The sequence below is a fragment of the Thermoleptolyngbya sichuanensis A183 genome (assembly GCF_013177315.1).
GTDB lineage: Bacteria > Cyanobacteriota > Cyanobacteriia > Elainellales > Elainellaceae > Thermoleptolyngbya > Thermoleptolyngbya sichuanensis.
Map to the genome: position 1 here is coordinate 800,429 of NZ_CP053661.1, position 23,621 is coordinate 824,049.

At 56.8% G+C, this 23,621-nt stretch carries 22 protein-coding genes; 9 read left to right on the top strand and 13 right to left on the bottom strand.

Features of this window, described 5'->3' with window-relative positions:
• Positions 1 to 130 precede the first annotated feature (130 nt).
• The 4 genes from HPC62_RS03490 to HPC62_RS03505 all read right to left on the bottom strand — a co-directional run bounded on the left by HPC62_RS03490 (position 131) and on the right by HPC62_RS03505 (position 4,807).
• Entirely contained in the window at positions 131 to 1,345 is a 1,215-nt protein-coding gene (locus tag HPC62_RS03490; RefSeq protein ID WP_172353766.1) for an amino acid ABC transporter permease, read from the bottom strand.
• 92 nt (positions 1,346 to 1,437) lie between these two features.
• Positions 1,438 to 2,622, bottom strand: a complete 1,185-nt coding sequence (locus HPC62_RS03495; protein ID WP_172353767.1) for an amino acid ABC transporter permease — start codon at positions 2,620 to 2,622, stop codon at positions 1,438 to 1,440.
• A 322-nt stretch (positions 2,623 to 2,944) separates the two neighbouring features.
• Entirely contained in the window at positions 2,945 to 4,048 is a 1,104-nt protein-coding gene (locus HPC62_RS03500; RefSeq protein ID WP_172353768.1) for an amino acid ABC transporter substrate-binding protein, read from the bottom strand.
• A gap of 549 nt (positions 4,049 to 4,597) precedes the next feature.
• Positions 4,598 to 4,807 carry a hypothetical protein gene (locus HPC62_RS03505; protein ID WP_172353769.1) on the bottom strand — a complete coding sequence of 70 codons (210 nt, stop codon included), beginning with the start codon at positions 4,805 to 4,807 and terminating at the stop codon, positions 4,598 to 4,600.
• Positions 4,808 to 5,142: 335 nt separating this feature from the next.
• On the opposite strand from HPC62_RS03505, the gene HPC62_RS03510 reads away from it, so the two are divergent.
• From HPC62_RS03510 to HPC62_RS03520, 3 genes are all read left to right on the top strand, one after another.
• Entirely contained in the window at positions 5,143 to 5,565 is a 423-nt protein-coding gene (locus HPC62_RS03510; protein ID WP_172358762.1) for a gas vesicle protein K, read from the top strand.
• A gap of 157 nt (positions 5,566 to 5,722) precedes the next feature.
• A complete protein-coding gene (gvpF, locus tag HPC62_RS03515) occupies positions 5,723 to 6,469 on the top strand; it encodes a gas vesicle protein GvpF (protein WP_172353770.1) in 747 nt (248 codons plus the stop codon).
• 42 nt (positions 6,470 to 6,511) lie between these two features.
• Complete coding sequence (locus HPC62_RS03520) at positions 6,512 to 6,766, top strand: gas vesicle protein GvpG (RefSeq protein ID WP_172353771.1); 255 nt, start codon at positions 6,512 to 6,514, stop codon at positions 6,764 to 6,766.
• Between the two features lie 122 nt (positions 6,767 to 6,888).
• On the opposite strand, the gene HPC62_RS03525 is transcribed toward HPC62_RS03520, so the two are convergent.
• Positions 6,889 to 8,184 (bottom strand): carbamoylphosphate synthase large subunit, encoded by a 1,296-nt coding sequence (locus HPC62_RS03525; RefSeq protein ID WP_172353772.1) that lies wholly within the window; start codon positions 8,182 to 8,184, stop codon positions 6,889 to 6,891.
• Between the two features lie 281 nt (positions 8,185 to 8,465).
• Between HPC62_RS03525 and HPC62_RS03530 the strand changes: the two genes are divergently transcribed.
• Positions 8,466 to 9,707, top strand: coding sequence for a chromate transporter (locus HPC62_RS03530; RefSeq protein ID WP_172353773.1), 1,242 nt, complete (start codon positions 8,466 to 8,468; stop codon positions 9,705 to 9,707).
• A gap of 221 nt (positions 9,708 to 9,928) precedes the next feature.
• Here HPC62_RS03530 and HPC62_RS23325 read toward each other — a convergent pair whose 3' ends face one another.
• The gene (locus HPC62_RS23325) at positions 9,929 to 11,095 is read right to left on the bottom strand and encodes a S1C family serine protease (protein WP_225906907.1); all 1,167 of its coding nucleotides are present in this window, start codon (positions 11,093 to 11,095) and stop codon (positions 9,929 to 9,931) included.
• 373 nt (positions 11,096 to 11,468) lie between these two features.
• On the bottom strand, positions 11,469 to 12,833 hold the full coding sequence (locus HPC62_RS23330; protein WP_225906731.1) for a hypothetical protein: 1,365 nt from the start codon (positions 12,831 to 12,833) through the stop codon (positions 11,469 to 11,471).
• A gap of 920 nt (positions 12,834 to 13,753) precedes the next feature.
• Here HPC62_RS23330 and HPC62_RS03540 point away from each other — a divergent pair.
• Entirely contained in the window at positions 13,754 to 13,957 is a 204-nt protein-coding gene (locus HPC62_RS03540; protein ID WP_172353775.1) for a hypothetical protein, read from the top strand.
• On the opposite strand, the gene HPC62_RS03545 is transcribed toward HPC62_RS03540, so the two are convergent.
• Positions 13,888 to 14,499, bottom strand: a complete 612-nt coding sequence (locus HPC62_RS03545) for a DUF3318 domain-containing protein (protein ID WP_172353776.1) — start codon at positions 14,497 to 14,499, stop codon at positions 13,888 to 13,890. The genes HPC62_RS03540 and HPC62_RS03545 overlap by 70 nt on opposite strands.
• On the opposite strand from HPC62_RS03545, the gene HPC62_RS03550 reads away from it, so the two are divergent.
• A complete protein-coding gene (locus HPC62_RS03550; RefSeq protein ID WP_172353777.1) occupies positions 14,498 to 14,752 on the top strand; it encodes a hypothetical protein in 255 nt (84 codons plus the stop codon). The genes HPC62_RS03545 and HPC62_RS03550 overlap by 2 nt on opposite strands.
• Before the next feature lie 51 nt (positions 14,753 to 14,803).
• Positions 14,804 to 16,123 carry an exonuclease subunit SbcD gene (gene sbcD / locus HPC62_RS03555; protein ID WP_172353778.1) on the top strand — a complete coding sequence of 440 codons (1,320 nt, stop codon included), beginning with the start codon at positions 14,804 to 14,806 and terminating at the stop codon, positions 16,121 to 16,123.
• 498 nt (positions 16,124 to 16,621) lie between these two features.
• Here the strand turns inward: sbcD and psb32 are convergent, their stop codons facing one another.
• The 4 genes from psb32 to HPC62_RS03575 form a co-directional block, all read right to left on the bottom strand.
• A complete protein-coding gene (gene psb32 / locus HPC62_RS03560; RefSeq protein WP_228721697.1) occupies positions 16,622 to 17,320 on the bottom strand; it encodes a photosystem II repair protein Psb32 in 699 nt (232 codons plus the stop codon).
• A 173-nt stretch (positions 17,321 to 17,493) separates the two neighbouring features.
• Positions 17,494 to 18,129: a helix-turn-helix transcriptional regulator gene (locus HPC62_RS03565; RefSeq protein ID WP_172353779.1), complete on the bottom strand. Its 636-nt coding sequence runs from the start codon at positions 18,127 to 18,129 to the stop codon at positions 17,494 to 17,496.
• Between the two features lie 208 nt (positions 18,130 to 18,337).
• A complete protein-coding gene (locus HPC62_RS03570; protein WP_172353780.1) occupies positions 18,338 to 19,045 on the bottom strand; it encodes a GDYXXLXY domain-containing protein in 708 nt (235 codons plus the stop codon).
• A gap of 141 nt (positions 19,046 to 19,186) precedes the next feature.
• Complete coding sequence (locus HPC62_RS03575) at positions 19,187 to 20,662, bottom strand: DUF2157 domain-containing protein (RefSeq protein WP_172353781.1); 1,476 nt, start codon at positions 20,660 to 20,662, stop codon at positions 19,187 to 19,189.
• Between the two features lie 323 nt (positions 20,663 to 20,985).
• Between HPC62_RS03575 and HPC62_RS03580 the strand changes: the two genes are divergently transcribed.
• Both HPC62_RS03580 and HPC62_RS03585 read left to right on the top strand, forming a co-directional pair.
• Positions 20,986 to 22,350 (top strand): FAD-binding oxidoreductase, encoded by a 1,365-nt coding sequence (locus tag HPC62_RS03580; protein WP_172353782.1) that lies wholly within the window; start codon positions 20,986 to 20,988, stop codon positions 22,348 to 22,350.
• A 46-nt stretch (positions 22,351 to 22,396) separates the two neighbouring features.
• Positions 22,397 to 22,693, top strand: coding sequence for a hypothetical protein (locus HPC62_RS03585; RefSeq protein ID WP_172353783.1), 297 nt, complete (start codon positions 22,397 to 22,399; stop codon positions 22,691 to 22,693).
• A 145-nt stretch (positions 22,694 to 22,838) separates the two neighbouring features.
• Here the strand turns inward: HPC62_RS03585 and HPC62_RS03590 are convergent, their stop codons facing one another.
• Positions 22,839 to 23,504, bottom strand: coding sequence for a sugar transferase (locus tag HPC62_RS03590; protein WP_172353784.1), 666 nt, complete (start codon positions 23,502 to 23,504; stop codon positions 22,839 to 22,841).
• Positions 23,505 to 23,621 lie beyond the last annotated feature (117 nt).

Consider the following 23,621-nt stretch of genomic DNA (forward strand, 5'->3'; position numbering starts at 1 on the left):
AGCCTGCTCCCTCGCCCTTCTTGGTCAGAGCAATAGAAGCAGTAAGAGCAACAAGAGCAGAACCAGGTCTTGCAGAATTCGTTACCCTTTCGTTGCTCTGTCGCTAACGTATCTTGTTGGACTACCAGCCTCAGTGCGTCGTATTCAGGCTTTGTTCCAGTTTGCGGCTGCCCCAGGACATGGCGTAGCACAGCACCCAGAAAATCAGCCCGATGAATAAATACACCTCGGCATAGCGCCCGATAAACTGCGGGTTTGCCAAAATTGCGCGGCTGATGCCCAATAGCTCAAACAGTCCGATGATCAGCAACAGCGTTGTGTCTTGCAGCAGGCTGATGAATAGACCCACGATCGCCGGAATCGACACCTTCAGCGCCTGCGGCAGGATAATCAGCCCCAGCGTCAGCGGCGTGCTGAGTCCCAGGGCGCGGGAGGCTTCGGTTTGTCCGCGAGGGATGGATTGCAGCCCGCCGCGAATGGTTTCCGCTAGATAGGCCGCCGTGAATAGTGTTAGACCGATAATGGCGCGAATTACCAGATTTAGCCGAATATTGCCCGGAATAAACAGCGGCACCATGACTGATGCAAAAAACAAAATTGACAGCAGCGGCAGCCCGCGCACCACTTCGATGTAGGCCGTAGACAGCCAGCGGATCACGGGTAGCGTGCTTTGACGGCCCAGCGCCAGCAAAATGCCTAGCGGAAACGACAGCAAAATGCTGATGACCGACACAAACACCGTCAGCAGCATCCCGCCCCAATCGTTGATGTTCACCGGGCGCAGCCCAAAGCCGCCTAATAGTAACCACAACGCAATTGGTAGGGCGATCGCCCAGGCCAGCGCCAGCCACTTGCCAAAGCCGGGGGTCTTGCTGCCGATTTGCCAGCCGATCCAGGCGCTCGCGGCCACCAGCAGCACAACGCCCAAAATCAGCAGACGATAGAGGGGCGGCGTGGGAAAAATGACGGCAGTCAGCGCGGCGATCGCCAGCCCAATCAGCACGGGACGGCTAAACAAACGCGGAGCCGCCTTTGCCAAAATGCCCCAGGTCTGCCCCGCCAGCGCCGCCAGTAGCGCCACCAACACCCAGACCCGCCAATACTGACTCGCGGGGAATCGCCCCACAAAGTACAGCGGCAGGTTTGCCGGAATCACCTCCCACTGCGCCAGCGAAAAGGCCCAGCGCACGAAGTTAATCACCGTGCTGCCCAAAAGCCACACCAGCAGAATCGTGAGAATGCTGTTGAACCAGCTATTGAACAGGTTCTTTCGCATCCAGGCGACAGGGCCGACCTGGGCGATGGGTGGGGGGGAAGTAGAGGCGGGGGGGTAGCTGGTGGTCATGGTCTAGAACTTGGGAGTAAGAAAGGGAGTTTTGGCGATCGCCTTCTAAATCAGATATCTAAATCAGATACCAGGGACATCAGGCGCAGCGGCTAGCGTTCCTTAAGCTGGACAGCGCGGTTGAGCAGGTTCATCAGCGTCGTGATCGCTAAGTTGATGATGAGATACACCGCCATCAGGATGAGAATCATCTCAACGGCGCGTCCCGTCTGGTTTTGCGTGGTTTGAAAGGTGGAGAAAAAATCGGGATAGCCGATCGCCAGCGCCAGGGTCGAGTTTTTGGCCAGGTTTTGGTACTGGCTATTGAGGGAGGGGATAATCACCCGCAGGGCCTGGGGCAAGACAACAAGCTGCATCGCCAGCCCAGTATGCAGCCCCAAGGCGCGGGCAGCTTCCCACTGTCCTTTCGACACCGACTGGATGCCCGCTCGAACGATCTCCGCAATGAACGCGCCCGTGTAAAACGACAGCCCAGCCAGCACAGCAGCGTATTCCAGCGAAATTCTCAAGCCGCCGGTAATTCTGTTGTTTTCGCCCAGGGCCGGTGTTTCCCACTCCATGCCAAACAGCAGAACCAGCAGACCGGCGATCGCCAGCCCAATCAAAATCCACTGCTGCGTTTTGCCCGATGCGCCAGCAGTTTCCATCAGCTTGATGCGCCAGCGCCAGATGAAGAAAGCGGCGATCGCCCCCAGCACAACCCCCAGCAGCGCCAGCCAGTCGCCTGCATTGTTTGCGGGCCAAGGAATAAACAGCCCGGCCTTATTAATAAAGCCCTTGCCCAGCAGCGGAGTCGGCGGGTCGTTGAGGCTACGCTGCGGCGCAAGGCTGTAGAACACCACAAAAATCCAGAAAAAAAGCTGGAGTAGCAGCGGCACGTTCCGCACAATTTCCACGTAAAACACGTTGAGCTTACGCAACAGCCAGTTGTCAGAGAAACTGGCGATTCCTGCCAGCACCCCAATCACCGTCGCCAGCACAAAGCCCACCAAAATCAGCCGCAGCGTGTTCAAAAAACCCACCACCAGCGCCCACCAGTAGCGATCGTTGGTCTGGTAAGGCACGATGGTTTCGCCAATGTTGAAGCCGGCCTGGTTTCTTAGGAACCCAAAGTCAAACTGCCGCCCCAACTGCGCTAGGTTGCGGAACATATTGCCAAGCAGGATCGACCCGATTAGCACTACAACACCCAGCACAACCAACTGGATAATGATTCGCCAGACCCGGTCGTCTCGCCAAAAGGGAATCTTTTCGGTGCCGTCAGAAGAGTGCGTCATGCCGACCTGCTCTGTTTCTGGAAACTTGGAGAAAATACGCGAGGAAATGCGCTTGAGAAACTACGTCATCAAATGGACTGACCGGAGCGTCTATCAATTCTTCTAAGTGGCGCTACGAATGAAATTGCCAGCAGCCCCGCAGCCCCTTAGCTGGCAATCCAAAATCGCAAACCCAAAATCGAAAATCAATATCGCCCCTCAGAATTCGCCCTTTGCAGAAAAGATACCAGGAAGGGCAGGCTTTGCAACATAGCCGCCTGCTGTGACGGATTGAATGTTGACGAAACCTGCCCTCCAGCGTGTTTGAAAAACGGCGCAGACTTTAGCGGAATGGCGGAGAGTACATCAGACCGCCATTGGTCCACAGTTCGTTGGGGCCGCGAGAAATGTTTAGCTCAGAGCCGCTGCCCACGTTGCGCTCGTAGATTTCGCCGTAGTTGCCAACCGCCTTGATAACGTGAACCATGAAATCGGCAGGCAGACCCAGCTGGCTACCCAATTCACCCTGTGCCCCCAGGAAGTTTTGAATGTCGGGGTTCGGGTCTTGCTTCATTTGATCGACGTTGGCCTGGGTAATGCCAAACTCCTCTGCCTGAATCAGCCCAAACGTCACCCACTTCACCACGTCATACCAGCGAGAGTCGCCGTTGATGGTCACTGGGCCCAGAGGTTCCTTGGACATCACCACGTCGAGCAGCACATAGTCGTCAGGGTTGGGCAGGGAGGTGCGCTTGGCGGCAAGCTGAGAACGGTCAGACGTAAAGGCATCGCAGCGACCCTCCGAGAAAGCGGCGATCGCCGCATTAGAGTCCTGGAACTTTACTTCATTAATCGTCACACCTGCTTCTTTGGTGCGGCTGGCCAGGTTTAGCTCGGTCGTCGTTCCCGTTTCCACACACACCGACTTGCCTGCTAGACCGGCCACATCTTGGATGCCGCTGGCCTTACTCACCAATAGCCCTTGACCGTCATAGAAAGTGGTCGGCGCAAACTCCAGACCGTTTCCGCCCGCCGCATCTCGGCTAGCCGTCCAAGTGGTGTTACGAGACAGCATATCCACTTCGCCGTTCTGCACCGCTGGGAAACGAGCCGTAGAATCGAGGTTTCGATATTCAATCTTGCTGTCGATATCTTCCGATGTGCCAAAAACCGCAGCGGCCACGGCGCGGCAGACATCCACATCTAGCCCAGAGTAGTTGCCGCTGGGGTCAACGAAGCTAAATCCAGGAATCGTCCCCTCAACGCCGCAGATCAATTTACCCCGCTCCTTCACCATGTCAAGTCGGCTTCTGCCCGCAGCAGTTGCCGCTGGAGATGCGCCTTCAGCACCGGGCGAGCTTGCAGTATTCGTAGGCGCTGAGGTACAGGCAGAGATTGCGGCTACCGACAGACTGGCTGCCAGCAGCAAAGAACCCCACTTACGCATAGTTGTCTCACTCACTTCAATCAGAACTTCAACAGAACTTTAGGAAAACGTCAGGGTAGCAATCTGCGTGGAAGAAGCACATCCATAGTCAAAACCTGGCATCTGCCAGGACGCAGATCAACGCTCTTCCAACTTACTGCTTTGAACTTTCTTAACAGTCTACTGCTTCCGGAATTCCGTTTGTATACTACTATACGTTTAGTGGGGTTGTCATGGGTTCGTAAAACGGGAGACAACTTGCTGACAGAATCGGGTATTTGGTACCTGAAACTAAGCCCACCTGCGACTGAAAGCTTCAGGCTAGGGCTAACACACTTAACTCAGTCCTACAGAGTCCTACAGAGCGATGTTGGGATGGCTGTAAACTACTTCTCTATAGAGCCTTGGGGCAGAAGAGCCTTGGGGCAGATGGTCTGCATCTGGCAGCGTTTGGTCAGTTTAGGGGCGATTTCGATTAGATCGCTGAGATTAACGACCGAGGTTAACAACCCATGAGCGCGAGATGGGTTAAGCAGTAGGTCGTTAAGCAGTAGGTCAATGACGGGTCGCCTAGCGTCCTTGCGCCATCTCACGAATGAGCGGAATGCGTGTGCGAATGTATTCGCTGAGGAGGTCAGATTCGCTGGGGCTGAGCGATCGCCCCTGATAAAACTGCCCGATTAACCACTTGGTGAGGCTGTGGTCATCCAAGCTAAGCAATACGCTCGACTGCGCTTCGTCTACAACCATCCAGAGATGCCGGAGCATTAGAGGACTCATACCGCCTCCTTAAGGTTTTCTTCATTTTCTATACCATACCCACCCGGTTTGTCGCTGGTGCATTGTGAACACAAGACGACACAGATTGTGACGGATGCCGTAACAATTGACGGAGAAACTTGATAAATTTTGGGCATGATGAAGGCATGGAATCTGTCAATTTTGTGCCTAATTCTGCATCTGCTTCGGCATCCACCTCTACGGGTTCGATGTCCGACTCGGCATCTCCTGATGCTGCGACGGATTCTCCTCCATCAGATGCTCTATCTGAGGATGCCCTATCTGGGGATGCTCTATCTGGGGATTTGGCGGCGCTGCCTGCGGAGGTTTCCCTGATGCCTGCGGGCAAGTCGGACGCGGGACTGGCTCCGCTGCTGCTGACGGTTGTTGAGCTAGTGCGACAGTTGATGGAGGCGCAGGTAATCCGCCGCATGGAAGAGGGGCTGCTGAGCGACGGCGACCTAGATCGCGCTGCCGAAAGCCTGCGGAAGCTGGAAGAACAGGTTGTGCAGCTTTGTGAAATTTTTGAGATCGATCCGGCAGATCTCAATATCGACCTGGGCGAAATTGGCACGTTGCTGCCCAAGGCGGGCGGCTACTATCCCGGCGAACAGTCTGCCAATCCGTCAATTCTGGAACTGCTGGATCGCCTGTTGAATACGGGCGTAGTGATCGAGGGCGATGTGGATTTGGGGCTGGCGCAACTGAGCCTGATCCATGCCAAGCTTCGCCTGGTGCTTACATCCAAGCCGCTGTAGTTTTTGCAGGGGGTTTGTAACGCTGTGTCGCAATTTCGCAAAATTGGCGATCGCCCCTGCCAAACTGGGCACTCTCAGCGAGTAGGCAAGTTGGGCCAGCAAAACCCCCGACGATTTGCGCCCATTCGCTTCCAGTGGCCCTGTTTCCCCGCGCATCATGGCATACGGTTTTTATCTCTACGGCATCTTCCCCACCCCCGGCCCTGTCGGGCTGGCCCTCGAAGGTCTGGACGCGCAGCCCGTTCATTCCCACGCCATTGGCGATTTCGTATTTCTCTATTCCGAGGCGCAGCAAAAGCGCTATCTCTCTAGCCGCAAAAACCTGCTGGGCCATGAGCGCGTGCTGGAGCAAGCGATGGAGAAGGGCTATCGTACCCTGCTGCCACTTCAGTTTGGCCTGGTGATTAAGAACTGGACCAGCGTCGAGGAGCAACTCATCGTGCCCAAGGGAGAGGCGCTGCGGCAGTTGTTTCAGCGGCTAGACGGTCGCCGGGAGGTAGGCATCAAGCTGGTGTGGAACCAGGAGGCGGAGCTAGAGGCGCTGATGCAGGAAAACGATCTGTTAAGAGCAGAGCGCGATCGCCTCGAAGGAAAAACCCTCAGCATGGACGAAATCGTTCGCATTGGGCAATCCATCGAACATGCTATGACCGTCCGCAAAGACGCGATTATTCAAACCTGCCGCGATCGCCTCAACACCCATGCCGTTGAAATTGCCGAAAACGATCCCCTGCCCAGCGTTCCCGGCATGATCTACAACGCCGCTTACCTGATTCCCTGGGATGCCGAACCCGCCTTCGGGCAGCAGGTCGATCAACTGGACACGCAGTTCAGCGGCCGCCTGACCATCCGCTACAACAACTTCACCGCACCCTACAACTTTGCCCAGCTAGAAGCAGAGTAAGATAGCACCCGCCTTTATTACCTTTTCACTCCCAACCCCGCTATGATCTTTGACCTCCTCCTCGCCCCCGTCACCGCGCCCATCAACGGCATGAACTGGATTGCCAGCAAGATCTTGGAGCAGGCAGAGCCGCTGCTGGATGAAAAAGAAAATCTGAAAAAGGAACTGCTGGCGCTGCAACTCGCCTTTGATATGGGCGAACTGTCCGAAGACGAGTTTGAGGAGCGGGAAGAGGCGCTGCTGCTGGCGATTCAGGCGCTCGAAGACGAGGATCTGGACACAGAAGACGAAGATTAGTCGTTGATTAATCAACGATTAATCAACGCCCCTAGTGGCAATTCTCCTGAGGGCTGCTGCGAATGAAATTTTGAGACGCTCCGCAGGTGCTTGACTGGCAATCTAAAATCGCAAATCCAAAATCAGCCCAGCATTAGCCCCTTGGACTGGAGTTTTTGCTCAATTTGCTGCATCTCCTCCAGGGTTTCGCCCGCGACGATGCCGTAAAGTTCGGTGTAGATCTTGCCGTACTTTACTTTTTCTAGGGCGGAGAGGATCAGGAAATCCTTACGCGCCAGCTCGGGCCTAAGTTCCACCAAGATCGAATCGAGCGTGCCGTCCATGCGGTAATCGGTGGAATATTTGGCGATCGCCTTTCCTTCCTTCAGCAAGGGTTGCCGTTGCAAGCACAGCGGAGTAGAGCCATTGACCCGAAAGTTGGCATCGATGGCGTGGAGTTGTCCGTCGTTGTCTTCCAGCACGTCGCAGCCGATGATGCCGAAATAGCCCTGCTGGTGGGCATAGCGGGCGATCGCCAGAATATGCGGCGCGAACCGTTCCACGGGCGTATTTTGGTAGTCAATCAGCCCGCCCAGGTAGCCGCCTTCCTCTGTGACCAACTGCCCCGTCACGCCGATCAGTTCCACCGCGCCCGTCTTACTCACGTAGAACTGCATACAGTAGTTTTGCACTGCATTTTTCACAAAATCCGACACCACAATGCTGCGAAGCAAATTGATTTCTCGATATTTGCGGATTTCCCGCAGGCAATAGTCCAGGTCGCTGGAGTTCTGAATAATATAGGTTCCCTCACCCGATAGCCCGTGGGTGGTCTTAATTAGGTAAGGAAACTCGGCGGGCAGCGGCACGTCCTCTAGGGGCGTTTCGTCTAGGTGATAGGTGACGTAGTGTGGGCAGGGCACGCCCAGTTCGGACAGAGTTTCTTTGCTCAGCAGGCGATAGTGGGTGTCGGGTGGGACGGCGTGCTTTTCGGGCGCGAGGTGGTCAAAGGGAAACAGCGTCAGCACTTTGGCAAAGCGATCGCTCTGGCTTAGGTAGTCCAGATACACCGACCGTTGCAGCACCTCCAGATTCTCGTAGCGAAAGCCAAAATGCTCCCGCCAGTAGTCAATCAAAATATTGCGTGGTGGGCGGATGACAATACCCGCGAGGCGATCGCCCAGCACCGCCAGGTTTTTCCACGGCTCCTGCTGCACGATCTTGTCATAGCTGACTTTGGTAGCTTCGTCGCTGCCGTCTTGCAGAAAATACTTCTCGGTATTGGGATAGGCGGCCCAGCTTGCGGTGGCCGGATAGTTGAGGATAAAGGCGTGGGGCGCGTCGGCGGTATCTGCTGAAAACAGGTCAGAAAGGCTGGTCGCCTGAGTGTATTGCAAGTCGGTTTGCAGGTTGGTCTGAACATCGGAATCTAAGGCCATAGCCGCATTAAACCAGGGTGGAGTTCGGAGATTTCAAAAGTCTTTTGCCAAAGTCTTTTGCCAAATCGTAGTTTACGCTGGATGGTAAGCGGAGGGGATGCGCTCAAATTGCACTCCGTGATACCAAGTCTACCTAGCGCAAAACCGTCTTTGGGCTGAGCAGAATGTAACTCGTTGGGCTAGCGTTAAATCGAATTTGATTGATATGTTAAAGACGCGATGATGCCAGGAGCCTGGCATTCAAAAGGATTCAACTTTAGCCACGTCAGACTCTCAGCGCTATGTCCCAGCCCTCTCAGCCCTCTCAGCCTTTAGACAACCTCAGCGACGAAACCCTTCCCTACGACACATTGAGTTCGGCGGCCCAGCGACAACGCCTGGGGGAACTGGCGGGCGTGTTTCTGAAACTGGGGGCGATCGCCTTTGGCGGGCCCGCTGCTCACATTGCCATGATGGACGACGAAATCGTTACCCGTCGCCGCTGGCTCAGCCGCGAAAAGCTGCTTGATTTCCTCGGCATCACCAACCTGATTCCTGGGCCAAACTCGACGGAACTAGCGATCTACCTGGGCTACGACCGAGCAGGCTGGCGCGGGCTGGTTTTGGCGGGCACCTGCTTTATCTTGCCTGCAATGCTGATTGTGTGGGCGCTGGCGGCAGTTTACGTCCGCTATCGAACCATTCCCCAAGTAGAATGGCTGCTCTACGGCATCAAGGCAGTGGTGATTGCCATTGTGGTGCAAGCGCTGTGGAAGCTAGGGAAAAAGGCGCTCAAGGATTGGCCAACCTGGGCAGTGGCGATCGCCGTCATTGCGCTCTTTGCCACCGGGCTAAACGAAATTGCGCTGCTGCTCTTGGGCGGCGCTGCGGTAATGCTGATCAAAAACCTGGGACAGCGAGAACCTGGTTCACCGCTGCTATTGTTTCCTCTATCAGTTCTCGCGCAAACCAGTCTGGCGCAAACGGGCGTGGCTCCAGCCCCTCCACCCGCCAATGCACCGACCTGGGGCAGCGTGTTTCTTATTTTTCTAAAAATTGGCGCAGTCCTTTACGGCAGCGGCTATGTGCTGCTGGCGTTTATGGAGCGCGAGTTTGTGCAGCGCACGGGCTGGCTTTCGTCGCAGCAAATTCTGGATGCGGTGGCTGTGGGGCAGGTCACACCAGGGCCCGTGTTCACTACCGCCACCTTTATCGGCTACCTGCTGGCGGGCAATGCCGGAGCCGTAGCCGCCACCATCGCTATTTTCCTACCCGCCTTTGCCCTGGTGCTCATCATCAACCCGTTTTTGCCCAAGCTGCGCCAGTCGCGCTGGGTCAGCGGCTTTCTGGATGGGGTCAACGCAGCCTCCCTCGGACTCATGGCTGTCGTCACCTGGACGCTGACCCGCGCCGCCGTGGTGGACTGGGTGACGGCCTTTCTCGCGGTGCTGTCGCTGATTGCCGTGTTTCGGCTCAAGGTAAACTCGGCCTGGCTAGTGCTAGGCGGGGCAATCGTGGGTCTGCTGGCTAAGAGCTTGACCTGATGTCCGAATCATGTCGATTTTGGATTGGCGATTTTGGATTGCCAGTCAAGCACCTGCGGGACTTCCAGTAATCCTATTCGTGCGCCACTCAGAAGAATTGAGATTCAAGTAAGATATTCCAAACAAAATGAATCGTTGTGCAGATTCACCACACAACGATTCATCTGGAATGGAACTTTATGGAATGAAACTCTAGCCGAATCGAATCTCGCTTTGGCTGACTACACCATCACGGTGTTTTCTTCCGCAAGCCCACGCGCCGGAGTGGCGATGCGGGTGCCCTGAGAAGTGACGCGCACGCTCAGGTCATAGGGCCCTGCTTCTCCTGCGCCATAGCTGCCTGCGAACACCACATAGGTTCCCGCCGGAAGGTTAGCGCGAATGGCAGCATCCCGCGTGTTGGCATTGGCATCGTCATTCTCTGTGACCGGTTCTAGCGCCGTCTGATCATTGAAGCGCGACACGTCTCGTCTCAGGGCGAGGAACGAGTCGATGAACGCACTCCGCATCTGAATCGACACCTGGGCAGGCGTGGGAAGCTGGAAGGAAAACGTCTCAAACCGACGCCCGTTGTCAGACAGGCGATCGCCCTCGTCAATCCGTCCTTCGGCTCTGGCAACAAAGCCGTGGGAATCTTGCCCAAAGGACAGCGGCGTGGCATTGGTGACCCGCGACAGCGGCGCAGTCGAGGCGAGGTGGCCCGTATGGGCGCTGGCCAGGAGGTGACGCACGCGATCGCTGCTGATGGCGCTGCTGAGGCCGCGATTGCCGCCCCGCGAAAAGGACAAGGCCACAACGCCAATCACGTTGCCGTGCTGGTCAAGCACCGGCCCGCCCGAATTGCCAGGGTTAATCTGGGCATCGGTCAGCACTTCATCGGGGTTGATCTTACTCACCACGCCGCTGGTCAGCGCATTGCGAAACCGCTCTTGCCCAAAGGGCGTGCCAATGACATAGGCCGGGTCACCCGGCTGCACCGAGCGAGCATCGGCCAGGCGCAACGGCTGCCCCGTGGAGGTCGGCTTTTGCCTGCTAAGCCGATCTAGGTTGGGATAGCGAGACGGCTCCAGGGTCAGCAGCGCTAGGTCTGTGCCGCTGGGGTCAAAGCCCACTAGACGAGCGCGACGGTTGCTGTTGTCTGCCAGGGTGACTGTAGAAACTTGCCCTTGCTGGAGGTTTTCCACCACATGGGCATTGGTCACAATCAGGGTGTTGGGGTTCCCGCCAGGGCCGCTGGCGGGTTCAACGAAAAAACCGCTGCCCGAAAAGCGATTGCGAATCGTCACCACGCTCTCGTTGGCTCTGGCATAAACGGGGGCGGCGGTGCGGCTGCTGCTGGGGGCGATCGCCACGGCCGCAGTACCCGTCGAAACGGAGAGCGTGGGCATCTCTGCGGGTGCTGCCGCCTCTACCGTCTCTTCAAACCGATGGGTGGTTCCGCCAAGTCCCTCGGTTTCCAGTCCAGGCTGGCTCAGGGAGGGGTCTGCATTCTCCTCCCGCAGCCCAATGGAGTAGGGCCAGCCGCCATAAGCCAGATGTGGATAGTAGTAGGGATAGTGATAATGCACCAGGCGATAGGGATGGCGACGCAGCGCTCGGCGGGTGTGCCGGTCATAGCGGATTTCTAGCACGGGTAAATGGGGCAGCAGAATGGGAGCGGGACGCTCGACCACGATGGGCACTGGACGCTCGACCACCACGGGCACTGGGCGCTCGATTACCACTGGACGGGGACGTTCTACGACGACAGTTACAGGACGCTCAACCACCACCGGGCGTGGATAAGACACCACCACTGGCGGATAGTAGGGGGTATAGCCATAGTAGTAGCGGTGGCGGCGGTGCGAAGTGCCTTCCGTCACGACTTCTGCCTCGACGGGGGCGATCGCCACGGGAGCCTCTGCGGGCGAAACGGCAGCCTGCACACCGGGAGTCGTTTCTACCGTCTGCGCCACAGGTGCCGCGCCGGGGCATACCAGCCGTCCATCTGTGCCGCGAGCAATGCGACCGGGCTGTCCGTTGTAAAGCACCTGCTGAAGAAAGCGCCCTTCCTCCCGCTCTACCAAACGGAACAGGTTGGGATTTTCGCTCAGGCACGACCGCGCGATCGCTCCGAGACTCTGCCGCTAGGCGAGTATCTGGCAGGCTAGGCGTAGTCGCATCAGCAGTCAGGCTGGACTCGGTCACGAGGCTGGGGCCAGTGGACGGAGACTCGACCACGGGCAGCGTTTCCATGTGCATCGAGCCGGGGCGGAACTCTCGCGGATCGTTCAGCGGATCATCCTTGAGCAGCGGAATCAGACCACTGTAGGAAATGCGGGGTGTGGTCGGCTCCACAAAGGTAACAGGAACCGCCGGAGCCACGATGACGTTCGTGACCTCAGCCGGAGCGCTCACTTCGACTGGCGTAGAGGGCAAAGGGGCAGACCGCTCGACGGTTGCATCTGCCACGACCGCTGCGACAGGCAACGGGGCGGAGCGGCCAGCCGTAGCGTCAGAGGTCATGGCGGCTGTTGGAACCGTCTGCTTTTCTGCAAGCCGAGGGGCGATCGCCCGCACAGGCGGGGTTGACTCCTGGCTGGACAATGCCGCAGGCTTCGACTCGGCCACTGCCGCCACTGCGACCACCAGAGCCTCGCGCTCGACCCGCTGTGCCACAGGCTGCGCGACTGCACCAGAAGCATTTTCAGGCTGAGCAATGGCCACCGGACGAGACACAGGCGGCGCGGCCAGATCGGGGGCTGCGGTCGCAGGAGCCGCGGGAGCCGGGGCCTTGGCAATGGGAGCCGGGGTCGCCGCAGGTGCAGAAACGGCAATTCTCTCCGGAGCGGGCGCAGGCGGCGGCGTAACCTGTGAACTAAGAGCCGATGCAGCAACTTTTTCAGCCTTTTGCGCGGCCTTTTCGATTGGACGAGGGGCAGTGGAACGGGCTTGAGGAGCGGTCTGGATTGGTTCTGGTGGAGCGATCGCTGCTTTTGGCTGGGGCACAGCCGGAGCAGCGGTTTCCACTGGCGCAATCGGTTCTACGGATTCTTCTTCAGAAAAGGAGTTGGCCTCGGCCCGGCGATTTGCTTCCAAAAAGCCAAGCATCGCCAGCGCAGAAAGAGCGATGGGAGCTAAACGCATAATGGTTCGTGAGTTGTGATGAGTATGAATTGAATAAACCGTCGTTCGTCTTTCGGATCTCGAAACCAGACTCCGCAAGCGAGAATCGATGCCTGCCCATGTCCAGCCCAAACCAGCACAGCCCAGAACATCGCTCGACTGTCCGAAATGCTCGGACTAATATCAATTCTTTTAAGTGGAGCTATGAATGAAATTGCTAGAAGCCTTGCAAGCGCTTGACTGGCAATCCAAAATCGCAAATCCAAAATCGAGAATTGATATAAGGCAAGCGAAATGGGTGCGCCGGGTTTTTCCAACCCTGCGTGATGGCAGCCGTTGACTATCGCATCCCTCGGCAGAGCTTTGGGCATGTGCCGTGCCCAGAGAGGGGCGATCGCCAACGCTGCGATGCTTAGAAACCTTGAACGGTCAATGCTTAGAAACCTTGAACGGTCAATGTCTCAACGCAAGAGAGTTTCCTGGAAAACATCTGAACCTGTAGGGCTGAAATTTCTGGTTCGTCATCAAACCTCGTCATCAAACCTGAAGTTTTAACCTGAACCAGAGTAGAGCAGGTTTTAGAGGGTGTTTGAAAAGGTATCGCCTGTAATGTTAAGCACTCAGAGATCCCCCCTTAAGCCCCCCTTAAAAAGGGGGGGAAACCGCCTTAAAGTCCCCCTTTTTAAGGGGGATTTAGGGGGATCTTGCACGCTTTTCTACAAACAGTGGGACTTTTCAAACATCCTCTTAGGCAATCTTTGGCAAAAAGCCTGCTTAGCGTTCATCAGAGTCGCTGAAAGTCTGGTTATGCAACCCTGGCTTTGACAGACGAGGCAAAACGTGAACCAACCTGTCTGTTACTCCCTTAAACAGCCCCGCTGAAAACAATCCGTTCAGGAAGGTAAAACTTTATAAATTCTTCACACGAATCAAGAACGCCTATGACGAGCAACGCCAGCGGCTTGTTCCCGGATCGGTTCAACTTCTGGCTTGATCCCAGCTTGATTTGCACTGTCCTTGATTTGCAAGGTCACGATTTGCAAGGTCACGATTTGCAAGGTCACGATTTGCACGATCACCGCTGGTCGCGCAGGCGTTCGGGGACGGGCGTGTTGGAGAGTCCGGCGATCGCCCGCAAGTTCTGACAGCGCAGCAGTTCGGTAAAATCCAGCGAAAACCGTCCTTCAATTTGCGCCACCGCCTCGATTGCGCTCAGCAGACTGCGGGCAGCCTCTTGTTCCGTATAGCCCCGCTGTCGGGCAAAATTAATGGCTCGCTCGTCCGCTTCTAGCTCGATTTGTGAACTGCGGCTATTTTTCCAGATGCGATAGCCCGAAAAGGCCGTCAGCCCTGCGGCGGCAACGGTTCCCATTGCATCGCCCTGTGCCAGTTCCACGACGGTTCCCAGCGTGCCCGCTGCCAAGAGCAACTGCGGCCAACCGGGCTGAAACCATCGCGTCGCGTTCACCCATGCCACGGTTCGCAGCAGCAGCAAATCCCGCTGAGAACGACTCAGTTCCTCCCACAGGTCAAAGTTCAGGTAAATTGGGCGGCTCTGCTGCCAGGGCAAGGGCAGGTTTGCCGTAATTACCTGCGGCTGGGCAGGGCGGTCAATCAGCTTCACATACATCCGCCCAGAGGCAGGCATGATTTCAACCAGGCGGCTAATTTCGTCATCGGGATTCATGAAAACCGTGCCTTTTGCAACCAATGCAGAAGTCTGGCTTCCAGCCTATCAGGTTTACAAGCACGCGGCCGATGCCGCCCGATCACAGCCCGCCAAAACGCCCCAAGCCGTCCAAAAACCCAAAACCTATAGGACTGGCGCAGTTGGACAATTTCTCGCGGGCTGTGCCCGCAAGAAATTGTCCAAAACCCAAAGCGCTTATCGCAAGTGCATCGGTCCTGACCTAAAATCCAAAATCCAAATGCCCCGCTGATATAGTATAAATGCTCTATACACTTGTACTGCAACCCCTGGGGCGATCGCCATGATTCGACTGCTGCACCTGTCAGACATTCACCTCGGCAGTGGCCTGCTGCACGGGCGCGTGAACCCAGAGACGGGCGCAAACACGCGGCTGGAAGACTTTGGGCGATCGCTGGAGCGGTGTATCGATCGGGCGATCGCCGAATCTGTTGACCTAGTGCTGTTTGGCGGGGATGCCTTTCCCGATGCCACGCCGCCGCCCAAGGTGCAAGAAGTCTTTGCTCAGCAGTTTCGCCGCCTGGTGGATGCCGACATTCCCACGGTGCTGCTGGTGGGCAACCACGACCAGCATACGCAGGGTCAGGGCGGCGCGAGTTTGTGCATTTACCGGACGCTGGGCGTGCCGGGGTTTGTGGTGGGCGATCGCCTGGAAACGCATCGCATTGCCACCCGCAGCGGCGAGGTTCAGGTCATCACGCTGCCCTGGCTAACCCGCTCTACCCTGCTCAGCCGCCCCGACACCGAAGGGCGATCGCTGGCAGAGGTCGATAACTTACTCTTAGAGCGGCTGCGGGTAGCGCTGGAGGGCGAAATTCGGCGGCTCGACCCAGATTTGCCCACCATCCTGCTGGCGCACCTGATGACCGACACCGCCCGCTTTGGCGCAGAGCGCTTCCTCGCCGCCAGCAAGGGATTCACCGTGCCGATGGCGCTGCTGACCCGTCCCTGCTTTGACTACGTGGCGCTGGGTCACGTTCATCGCCACCAGATTCTCTGCGACCAGCCGCCCGTGGTCTATCCGGGCAGCATCGAGCGGGTAGACTTTAGCGAAGAAGCCGAAGACAAGGGCTATGTGCTGGTCTCCCTAGAGCGCGGCAGAGCAGTAGTGGAATTTTGCCCGCTGCCTGTGCGCCCTTTTCAGACCATCAGCGTGGATCTGACGGATGCAGCAGACCCACAGGCAACGCTCCTGAGCCATCTCCAGCAAACCCTGATGGCCGATGCGGTGGTGCGCCTAGTCTACAAAATTCTGCCAGAGCAGGCTGAAGAAATTGACCAGGCCGCCTTGCACGCAGACCTGAAATCTGCCCATACCTACAGCATCTATCCCGAAGTGCAGAGCCAGCTTGCCCGACCGCGCCTGCCAGAGTTGGGTGCAGGCAACGAGCTAGACCCAATTGAAGCCCTGAAAACTTACCTGGAGCATCACCCCCACCTGAGCGGGCTAGCAGACGACATGCTGGCTGCTGCGAAAAACTTGCTGGCAGGGGACTGTCCTGAGGATCTTGCGCTCAGCGACGCGCCGCTGGAAATCGATTCAAGTGATGCCACTGCCACCGCATTAGAAGAGCCTGCAAACGCCCAGTTGCGCTTGCTCTGACCAAAGGCTTGCTCTGACTAAAGTTAGAAAACTATTGACCCAGCAACTTTTGTTACTACATCTGTCACTACATCTGCCCTCACCCTGAATCCCTCTCCCAGAGGGCGAGGGACTTCCGATCCGGCTCCCCTTCTCCTTTCCCAGAGAGCGAGGGACTTCCGATCCGGCTCCCCTTCTCCTGTTCTGGGAGAAGGGGCCGGGGGATGAGGGCGGTTCGGAATGCAAGCTCAAATATTGCCAGGTTAAGTAAGAACAAAAAAGAAGCATGGCATCTTGTTCCATGCTTCTCAAATTGTTTCTCAAATGCTTAGAGGATGTTTGAAAAGTCCTACTGTTTGTAGCAAAGTGTACATGATTCCCCTAAATCTCCCTTAAAAAGGGGGACTTTAAGGCGGTTTCCCCCTTTTAAGGAGAGCTAGGGGGGATCTCTGAGTGCTTAACATTACAGGCGATACCTTTTCAAACACCCTCTTAGGTTGAATGGTCAGGCTGCTGCGACTATCGCATCTGATACCAATAATAGGTCGCCATAGGAATCACCGTCGCGGCAAAGAGCAGCCCGATGACCCAAACGGTGGCATTGCTCTCAGCCGTCTCTTCGGGTGTGGCGAAAGTTCCCTCGCTCTGATCGACTTCGACCACGACAGGCGGGCCGGGGTCAGGATTGCCTGCTAGCACTTCCGACAGGCGCGTGGCCACGTCGAGAAATGCCTGGTTGTAGCGATCGCCCTGGCGCAGAGGCACAGCCAGCGTTTCATCCACAACACTGGTGGCAATGTCGTCGCTCAGCAGTTCCTTTGCGGCTTCGCCCACGCGAATGGCGGCGTTATTCGTCACCGTATCTAGCACCAGCAGCACCTCATTAGCCTGATCGGCTGGTTCGGGAAACCACTGCTCAAACAACTGGTCAGCAAAGCTTTGGACGGTTTCGCCATAGTCCAATCGATGAATCGTCACCAAGCGCACGTCGTTGCCCGTCTTCTTGGATAAGCTGCTCAGCTTGCCATTGATATTGCTTTCATTCAAGCGGCTCAGCACGTCGCCCTCGTCCACCACCCACTCCGTCGGACTGACGGCGGGCATCTCATACACGCCAGTCGCCAGGGCAGGGGCCGCGCCGCCCAGCCACAGCAAGACTCCCAAGGCTAGGGCGATCGCACCCATCCGGCTATGGAGCGATCGCAACAGTTGACCCACTCGTTTCCGATCTGTTTGCTTAAAGAAATGTGTCATTTCTGAAAATTCCTAACCCTCATTACAAAAATACACCAGGTTGGAGGGCGCGGGGAGAGATGGAGGGATAGGGCAAGCCTAGAAAAAGTTTAGCGAGTTGGCTGGATATGGAAGGATAGGGCAAGCCTAGAGAAAGTTTAGCGAGTTGGCTGGATGCGGTAAGCACAGCGGCGATCGCCCTGCATCAGATGCTCCACCCGTTCGACCACCACGCTCGTTCCCAAAACAGAACGAAAAACCTCCAGTTCTGCGGTGCAAAGCCCCGGACAGGTCTGGGCGGCGGCGCAGATGGGGCAGTGGTTTTCCACCAGCAATAGCCCGTCGGGTTGTTCCAAAACCTCGGCCATGTATCCTTCCTGGCTGCGGAAGTGGGCGATCGCCCTGACCTGCGCCTGCCAGGACTCCACCCCAGCCAGTTGCGCCCGATAGGTCTGAACCTGGCGGCGGCTGCGTTCCGAAATCACCCGCTCCAGCCCCTCCGCACCAAACACCGTCTCCACCCCCCGCAACACGTCCAGCATCAGGTCAGCGTGGCTATCGGGAAAGCGACTGATGGAATGCTCGGTCAACTGCCACAGCTTCACCGGGCGACCCGTGGGGCGGCGCTCTTGGCGATAGGTCACCCACTGCTCTGCCTTCAGCGTTTGGAGATGCTGCCGCACTGCCATCGGGGAAATCGCAAGCTGCTCTGCCAAGGCCGCAGCCGTCTGTGCCCCCCGCATTTTCAGCAGGTGCAGGATCTGATCTTTGGCTCTGGGCTTGGTGTCCTCCATTGAGGGGGTGGATTTTCGCTTTTGGATTTTTGCTTTTCGATCTTGGATTGCCCCTAATGCTGGGTGAGCGCAATGGGCAAAGGCAAACCCCATACTTCAGTGTGCCGTGTGCGGAGGGCGCTTGTCTTTAATTTTGGGAATTTTTGGACTGGCGACGGTTGTTACGACGTTTTTACCCAGGCGCAATTGCTCACAGCCTTGACCGTCCTCAAAACTGATAGGGCTGGTCGGCGAGCCACATTCGGGTCAGCACGGCTTCGCCATTGCCCCCGACCTTGGCTTCCATAACAAAATTGGGAGACTGTGGATTGGCCTGTTGCAGTTCAGCGATGCGGTTGTTGATGTGGAGTCGCTCGGCTTCGGGCATGTAGTATCGCTCCAACCCATAGTTCACCCAGCCGTTGCGATAGATGCCCTTCAGCGCAACCTGATTAGTGGGCAGGTTGGTGGGGCGATCGCCCGACACAGCAACAGGCTTCCAGGGCTTGGGCGGCTGGCTGCCCATGTCTTCCGGTGCTTCCAGAATGACGTAGATTGGACGAGCCGCAAAGCGCGATCGCCGCTGCTGTGCCGCTGCCTCAAACGCCCTCCAGCCCGGCAGTTTCTCCAGTTCGCCCGGCTGGGAAATGTCGTAGCCCAGCGTCACATAATAGCCGCGCAGGGGATGATACGGGTCAACGGGCCCCGTCTGCAAAATCACGGTCTGTCCCGTTGCCTGAGTATAGGTGGCTTGCAGGGGAATCACCAAAATCAGCGCTGCCTGAATCGCCAAGGGCAACCAGAAGCGCCAGCGGGCAGCCGAGACAGGGGCGAGGGGGGGCGGGGGAGCAGGCGGGAGGGGATGCTGCGGAGTGGGTGCGTCTGGAGGAGCGGGGACGAGGGGGTAGCGGTTGGAGGGACGAGATTCGGAATTCATAGGACGCTCGACAAGGAAAAGCTAGAGGACATCGAAATCAGGCCGCGAAATCAAGCAGTGAAATCAGGCAACGAAATCAGGCAAATACTGCACGAATCCTGCCCTGGCTGGATTGGAAGCGAGAGGTACGCCTAAACCCCGCTAAACCGTTTCTTCCTGAGAGGCGGGGGTGAGCGTGGCGGCGGGGGCGAGGGTGCGGACGTAGCGCTCGAACCAGAGTCCGACAAATAGCACAGCCAGCCCGCAGAGGACGAAGACGGCAGACTTCAGCAGCAGTCCGGTTTCGTATTCCAACATGCGGCTGATGATTTGCAGGACCAGCATCACCATGCCGTACCAAAACAGGCTGCGGCTGCCCTGGGCGAGTCCCTGCCGGATAAAGGCGGCCGACAGGAGGAACAGCAGCACATTAAACAGATAGGTGGCGATCGCCTGAATGGGCGCAACGCCCCAGTGCCAGAGCGGAATCAGCCCCACAGCCAGCAAGAAAACCAGAATCACTGCGTCGTGCTGTGACAGTCTCCAGCGCTGCCCCCGGTGGCGTGGATAGGCCAGGTAGAACCAGCCGATGAGCATCAGCGCAGTGTAGACAAACAGGTTGGGGTTCAGCAGCAAATCGCCGCTGTGGCTGAGCAAAATCCGAAGCTGCTGGGAAAAGCTGGGCTGGTCGGAAATAGGAGTCCAAATGCTGCGAAACGAAAATCCGTAGCAGGTTGCCGTGAGAAAAATCAGGGCGATCGCCTGGGCAACGGGACGAAATGGACGAGTTAACGGCAGCGGCGCGTTTCTCAGTCGCCACCATAGCGCGTCGTCATAGCTCCATAGTAGGGCTGGGGGCAGGGTGCAGGCGATCGCCACCAAAAAGCCAGGAGTCGCAGGGCCGCTAAACTGGTTCCCCACATCCGCCAGGGTGACGAGCAGCGCCGAAATCGTGGCGATCGCCCCCAGCGCAAAAATCACCTTCGAGCGACACTGATAGGCCAGCAGCGTAAACAGTCCACCCGCCACCAGCGGCATCAGGTTCATCAGGCCATTCAAGCCTGAGAGCGCCTGCATCTGGGTGGCTTCCCACATCCCCGACCAATAGCCCACGCCCATCAGCAAAATGGATAGCAGCGCGAGCGATCGCAGCCGCAGCCCAAACGCCATCGCCAGCACGCCCAAGCCCCACACCAGGCACAGTTCATAAAACGCGCCGCTGCGGTGAAACAATTGCCCCGCCAGCGCCAGGTTTGCCCCCAGCACCAGCGCCCCCAGCAGCAGCAGTCCGTGTCCCAGGCGGTGCTGCCAGCGTTCGCGTCCGTGTAGCTTGGGTCGCCGCCACAGGTAAAAGCCCGCTGCATTGGCGGCAACGAACAGGCTAAACAACAGCGCCATTTTGCCCATGCGGGGAATCGCCTGCCAGTTTGCCGCGACGAAGGTAATCACCCCCAGCCCCAGCAAAATGCAGCCCAGCCCCAGCAAAATGACCACGAAGCGATCGCGTGCGCCTGTCTCTAACGCATCAAAGTCATACTGTGCGGCCAGTTGCTCATACTGGCCCGGCTCAATTAGCCCGTCAATCCGCCACTGCTCGGCTTCGCGCCGGAGTTGCCGCCGAAATTGTTCGCTTGCCATAGGAATTATCCTGCTGTGGGTTGATGCAACGTTTGCATTCATACCATCGGTGTCGCATAAATCCCCCGGAAAGGTCTAGACCGCTATGCCAGAACCTAAAGCGTACTGAAAGAAAGCGACATTCTCTAATTAGCGCAAACTGATCCGCAGTTAGCGCAAACTGATCCGCAGAAGTTAATCCGCACAAATCCGTAGCCCACTTCACCCAACCGCAGGTTGCAATCTGGCTAGATTAAGACCACAGTAAGTAAAGAATTTTTAATTAACTGGGCGATCGCCCCACTGGGTAAATCTAAGCGGGCAAATCTCAAGGAGGATTTTGAATGACGCTGACCGCACCGCGCACCATTGATTGGGATGCCATTGCCTCAGAACTAGCGGGGATAGAGGTGATTCGCGATGCCGCGCAAGTCGCCAAGCTGTCAAAGGACTATTACACCTACAGTCCTATCCTGCGGCCGCTGCTGGATGACAAAGTAGCGGATCTAGTGGTGCGGTCCGTCAGCGAAGCAGAGGTCTTGCAGGTAGCTCAGGTCTGCGTTCGGCATCGCATTCCGCTGACCGTGCGCGGTGCTGGCACTGGCAACTACGGTCAGTGTGTACCGCTTGAAGGGGGTGTCATTCTGGATCTGACCCAGATGCAGGCCGTGAAATGGGTCAAGCCAGGGCTAGCCTGCGTAGAACCGGGCGCAAAGCTGGTTAATATCGACAAGCAAACGCGAGAACTGGGCTGGGAGATTCGTATGGCTCCCTCCACCTACCGCACGGCGACGATTGGCGGCTTTATTGGCGGCGGCAGCGGCGGCATTGGCTCGGTTACCTATGGACAATTGCGCGATCGCGGCAATCTCCACGCCGTGCGCGTCGTCACGATGGAAGATACGCCCCGCATCATCGAACTGCGGGGGGATGAGGTGCAAAAGGTGAACCATGCCTACGGCACCAACGGCATCATCACCGAACTCGAAATTCCTCTAGCCCCCGCCTATCCCTGGGCCGAGCTAATTATTGCCTTTGATGACTTTATGACCGCTGCCCGCTTTGGTCAGGCGCTCAGCGACTCCGACGGCATCACCAAAAAGCTTGTCACCGTCTTTGCCCATCCAGTCCCGACCTACTTCGCCGCCCTGCGAAACAGTATTCCCGACGGCAAGCACTGCGCCTTTGTAATGGTGGCAGAACCCAGCCTGGAGCCATTTGCCGATTTAGTAAAGGAGTTTGGCGGCGCAGTGTGCTATCAAAAATCTGCCCAGGAAGCCGGCAAGGGCACACTGCTGATGGAATTCACCTGGAACCACACGACGCTCCATGCCCGCAGCGTTGATCCAACTTTGACCTACTTGCAAACGCTGTTTCCGGCTGACAAACATCTCACGCTCGTCGAGCATATGTATCATCATTTTGGTGATGAGGTGATGATGCACTTGGAGTTTCTGCGGACGGGCGGCACGGCAGTTCCAGCAGCGCTCCAGTTGGTACGCTATTCTACCCCAGAGCGGCTGAGGGAGATTATCCAGTATCACGAAGAGCAGGGCGCGTTTATTGCCAATCCCCACACCTACATCCTGGAGGACGGCGGTCGCAAAACCATTGACCCGGTACAGCTTGCGTTTAAGGAAGAGATAGATCCCTACGGACTGCTGAATCCAGGTAAGATGCGGGCCTGGCTGGAGCGCGGTTCAATTTGAGCCGTCTTTTTGAGCCGTCTTTTGAGCTTTCTTTGACTAAAACCTGATGTTTCTGGATCGCTACCGGTTGCACTGGAGGCTGCTGCGAGCAGAAATCAATCGCGTTGGCGCTGAGGTAGAGCAATGGTCGTATGAGCAACTTGACCGGGATGCGGAAGATCAGCCCCCGATTGAACGACAGGTCGAAGCAGTACCAGTGGTATTGCAAGTTGACCGCTGCGATCGCCTCCAAAATCAAAACCTGTGCATTTGTATCAACGCGAAAAGCAAGCTGCTGACGTGGTTTGGAATTAAGCCGCCCTATCGCTTTTTCAAGCGACGAGATGGCTCGGTCTATTACTGAAAGTCCTGAAAGACCCCTCCCCAGCTTACTCTTCACAGCAGAACGTCCCCCGGAGTTGCAGGATAGCCCGCCGCTTCAGGAGACGCTAGTTTCGTATGAGTATCTCTGGCTATGAGTATTTGGTCTGGGTATGCAGAAGGGCTGCTTAGCAAGCGCCACTCTTGTTCAGCACAGCTTGAATCGTCTTGAGAATGAGCTGGATGTCGTAGCCAACGGACCACTTCTTCTGATAGGCCAGATCCATTTTGACGATTTCTTCAAAGTCTTTGACCGTGGAGCGCCCGTTTGCTTGCCATTCTCCGGTGATTCCGGGTTTTACGGCGAGGCGCTGGAAGTGGTGGGGGCTGTATTTCGACACTTCATCCTGGGTGGGGGGACGGGTTCCAACCAGGCTCATCTGGCCCATCAAGACGTTCCAAAACTGGGGCAGTTCGTCGAGGCTGGTTCGGCGGAGAAATCGCCCGACGCGAGTGATTCTGGGGTCTTTTTCGTTCTTGAAAATGAGTCCTTGAGCTTCGTTTTTAACTAGGTGCTTGACCTTATCGGCATCGACGACCATTGAGCGGAACTTCCAGATGCGGAAAAACTGACCGTTAAGTCCGCAGCGGATTTGGCTGTAGAAGATGGGCCCGGGGTCGTCTACCCAGATGGCGATCGCCACTGGAATCAGGATTACGCCTGTAATCGCCAGCCCCACCAGTGCGCCCAGAACATCAATCAAGCGCTTTGCCTTACTGGTCACCGAGGGATGCACTTCCTTCAATTCGGCTCGTCGCTCAGCGATTTGCATCAGTCTTGAGGAGTAGTTCATGACGGAAGAAGGTTGGCTGGAGGTGACTATCACGGTTTGCTTGCGCTCCTTCACGGTGAGTGGACTGGACAAGGAGAATGATTTGAGAATTCATCAGTTCTGGTTAGCTCCTGGTAT

Coding starts and splice junctions, on each gene's coding strand:
- HPC62_RS03550 (WP_172353777.1), top strand. CDS start 14,498: ATGAAAACCGTGCCTTTTGCAACCAATGCAGAAGTCTGGCTTCCAGCC.
- HPC62_RS03505 (WP_172353769.1), bottom strand. CDS start 4,807: ATGAGTCCTCTAATGCTCCGGCATCTCTGGATGGTTGTAGACGAAGCG.
- HPC62_RS23325 (WP_225906907.1), bottom strand. CDS start 11,095: ATGCCCACGCTCTCCGTTTCGACGGGTACTGCGGCCGTGGCGATCGCC.
- HPC62_RS23330 (WP_225906731.1), bottom strand. CDS start 12,833: ATGCGTTTAGCTCCCATCGCTCTTTCTGCGCTGGCGATGCTTGGCTTT.
- HPC62_RS03545 (WP_172353776.1), bottom strand. CDS start 14,499: ATGAATCCCGATGACGAAATTAGCCGCCTGGTTGAAATCATGCCTGCC.
- HPC62_RS03580 (WP_172353782.1), top strand. CDS start 20,986: ATGACGCTGACCGCACCGCGCACCATTGATTGGGATGCCATTGCCTCA.
- HPC62_RS03570 (WP_172353780.1), bottom strand. CDS start 19,045: ATGAATTCCGAATCTCGTCCCTCCAACCGCTACCCCCTCGTCCCCGCT.
- HPC62_RS03490 (WP_172353766.1), bottom strand. CDS start 1,345: ATGACCACCAGCTACCCCCCCGCCTCTACTTCCCCCCCACCCATCGCC.
- sbcD (WP_172353778.1), top strand. CDS start 14,804: ATGATTCGACTGCTGCACCTGTCAGACATTCACCTCGGCAGTGGCCTG.
- HPC62_RS03575 (WP_172353781.1), bottom strand. CDS start 20,662: ATGGCAAGCGAACAATTTCGGCGGCAACTCCGGCGCGAAGCCGAGCAG.
- HPC62_RS03510 (WP_172358762.1), top strand. CDS start 5,143: ATGCCTGCGGGCAAGTCGGACGCGGGACTGGCTCCGCTGCTGCTGACG.
- HPC62_RS03540 (WP_172353775.1), top strand. CDS start 13,754: ATGACGAGCAACGCCAGCGGCTTGTTCCCGGATCGGTTCAACTTCTGG.
- HPC62_RS03495 (WP_172353767.1), bottom strand. CDS start 2,622: ATGACGCACTCTTCTGACGGCACCGAAAAGATTCCCTTTTGGCGAGAC.
- HPC62_RS03565 (WP_172353779.1), bottom strand. CDS start 18,129: ATGGAGGACACCAAGCCCAGAGCCAAAGATCAGATCCTGCACCTGCTG.
- HPC62_RS03585 (WP_172353783.1), top strand. CDS start 22,397: ATGTTTCTGGATCGCTACCGGTTGCACTGGAGGCTGCTGCGAGCAGAA.
- HPC62_RS03520 (WP_172353771.1), top strand. CDS start 6,512: ATGATCTTTGACCTCCTCCTCGCCCCCGTCACCGCGCCCATCAACGGC.
- HPC62_RS03500 (WP_172353768.1), bottom strand. CDS start 4,048: ATGCGTAAGTGGGGTTCTTTGCTGCTGGCAGCCAGTCTGTCGGTAGCC.
- HPC62_RS03590 (WP_172353784.1), bottom strand. CDS start 23,504: ATGAACTACTCCTCAAGACTGATGCAAATCGCTGAGCGACGAGCCGAA.
- gvpF (WP_172353770.1), top strand. CDS start 5,723: ATGGCATACGGTTTTTATCTCTACGGCATCTTCCCCACCCCCGGCCCT.
- HPC62_RS03525 (WP_172353772.1), bottom strand. CDS start 8,184: ATGGCCTTAGATTCCGATGTTCAGACCAACCTGCAAACCGACTTGCAA.
- HPC62_RS03530 (WP_172353773.1), top strand. CDS start 8,466: ATGTCCCAGCCCTCTCAGCCCTCTCAGCCTTTAGACAACCTCAGCGAC.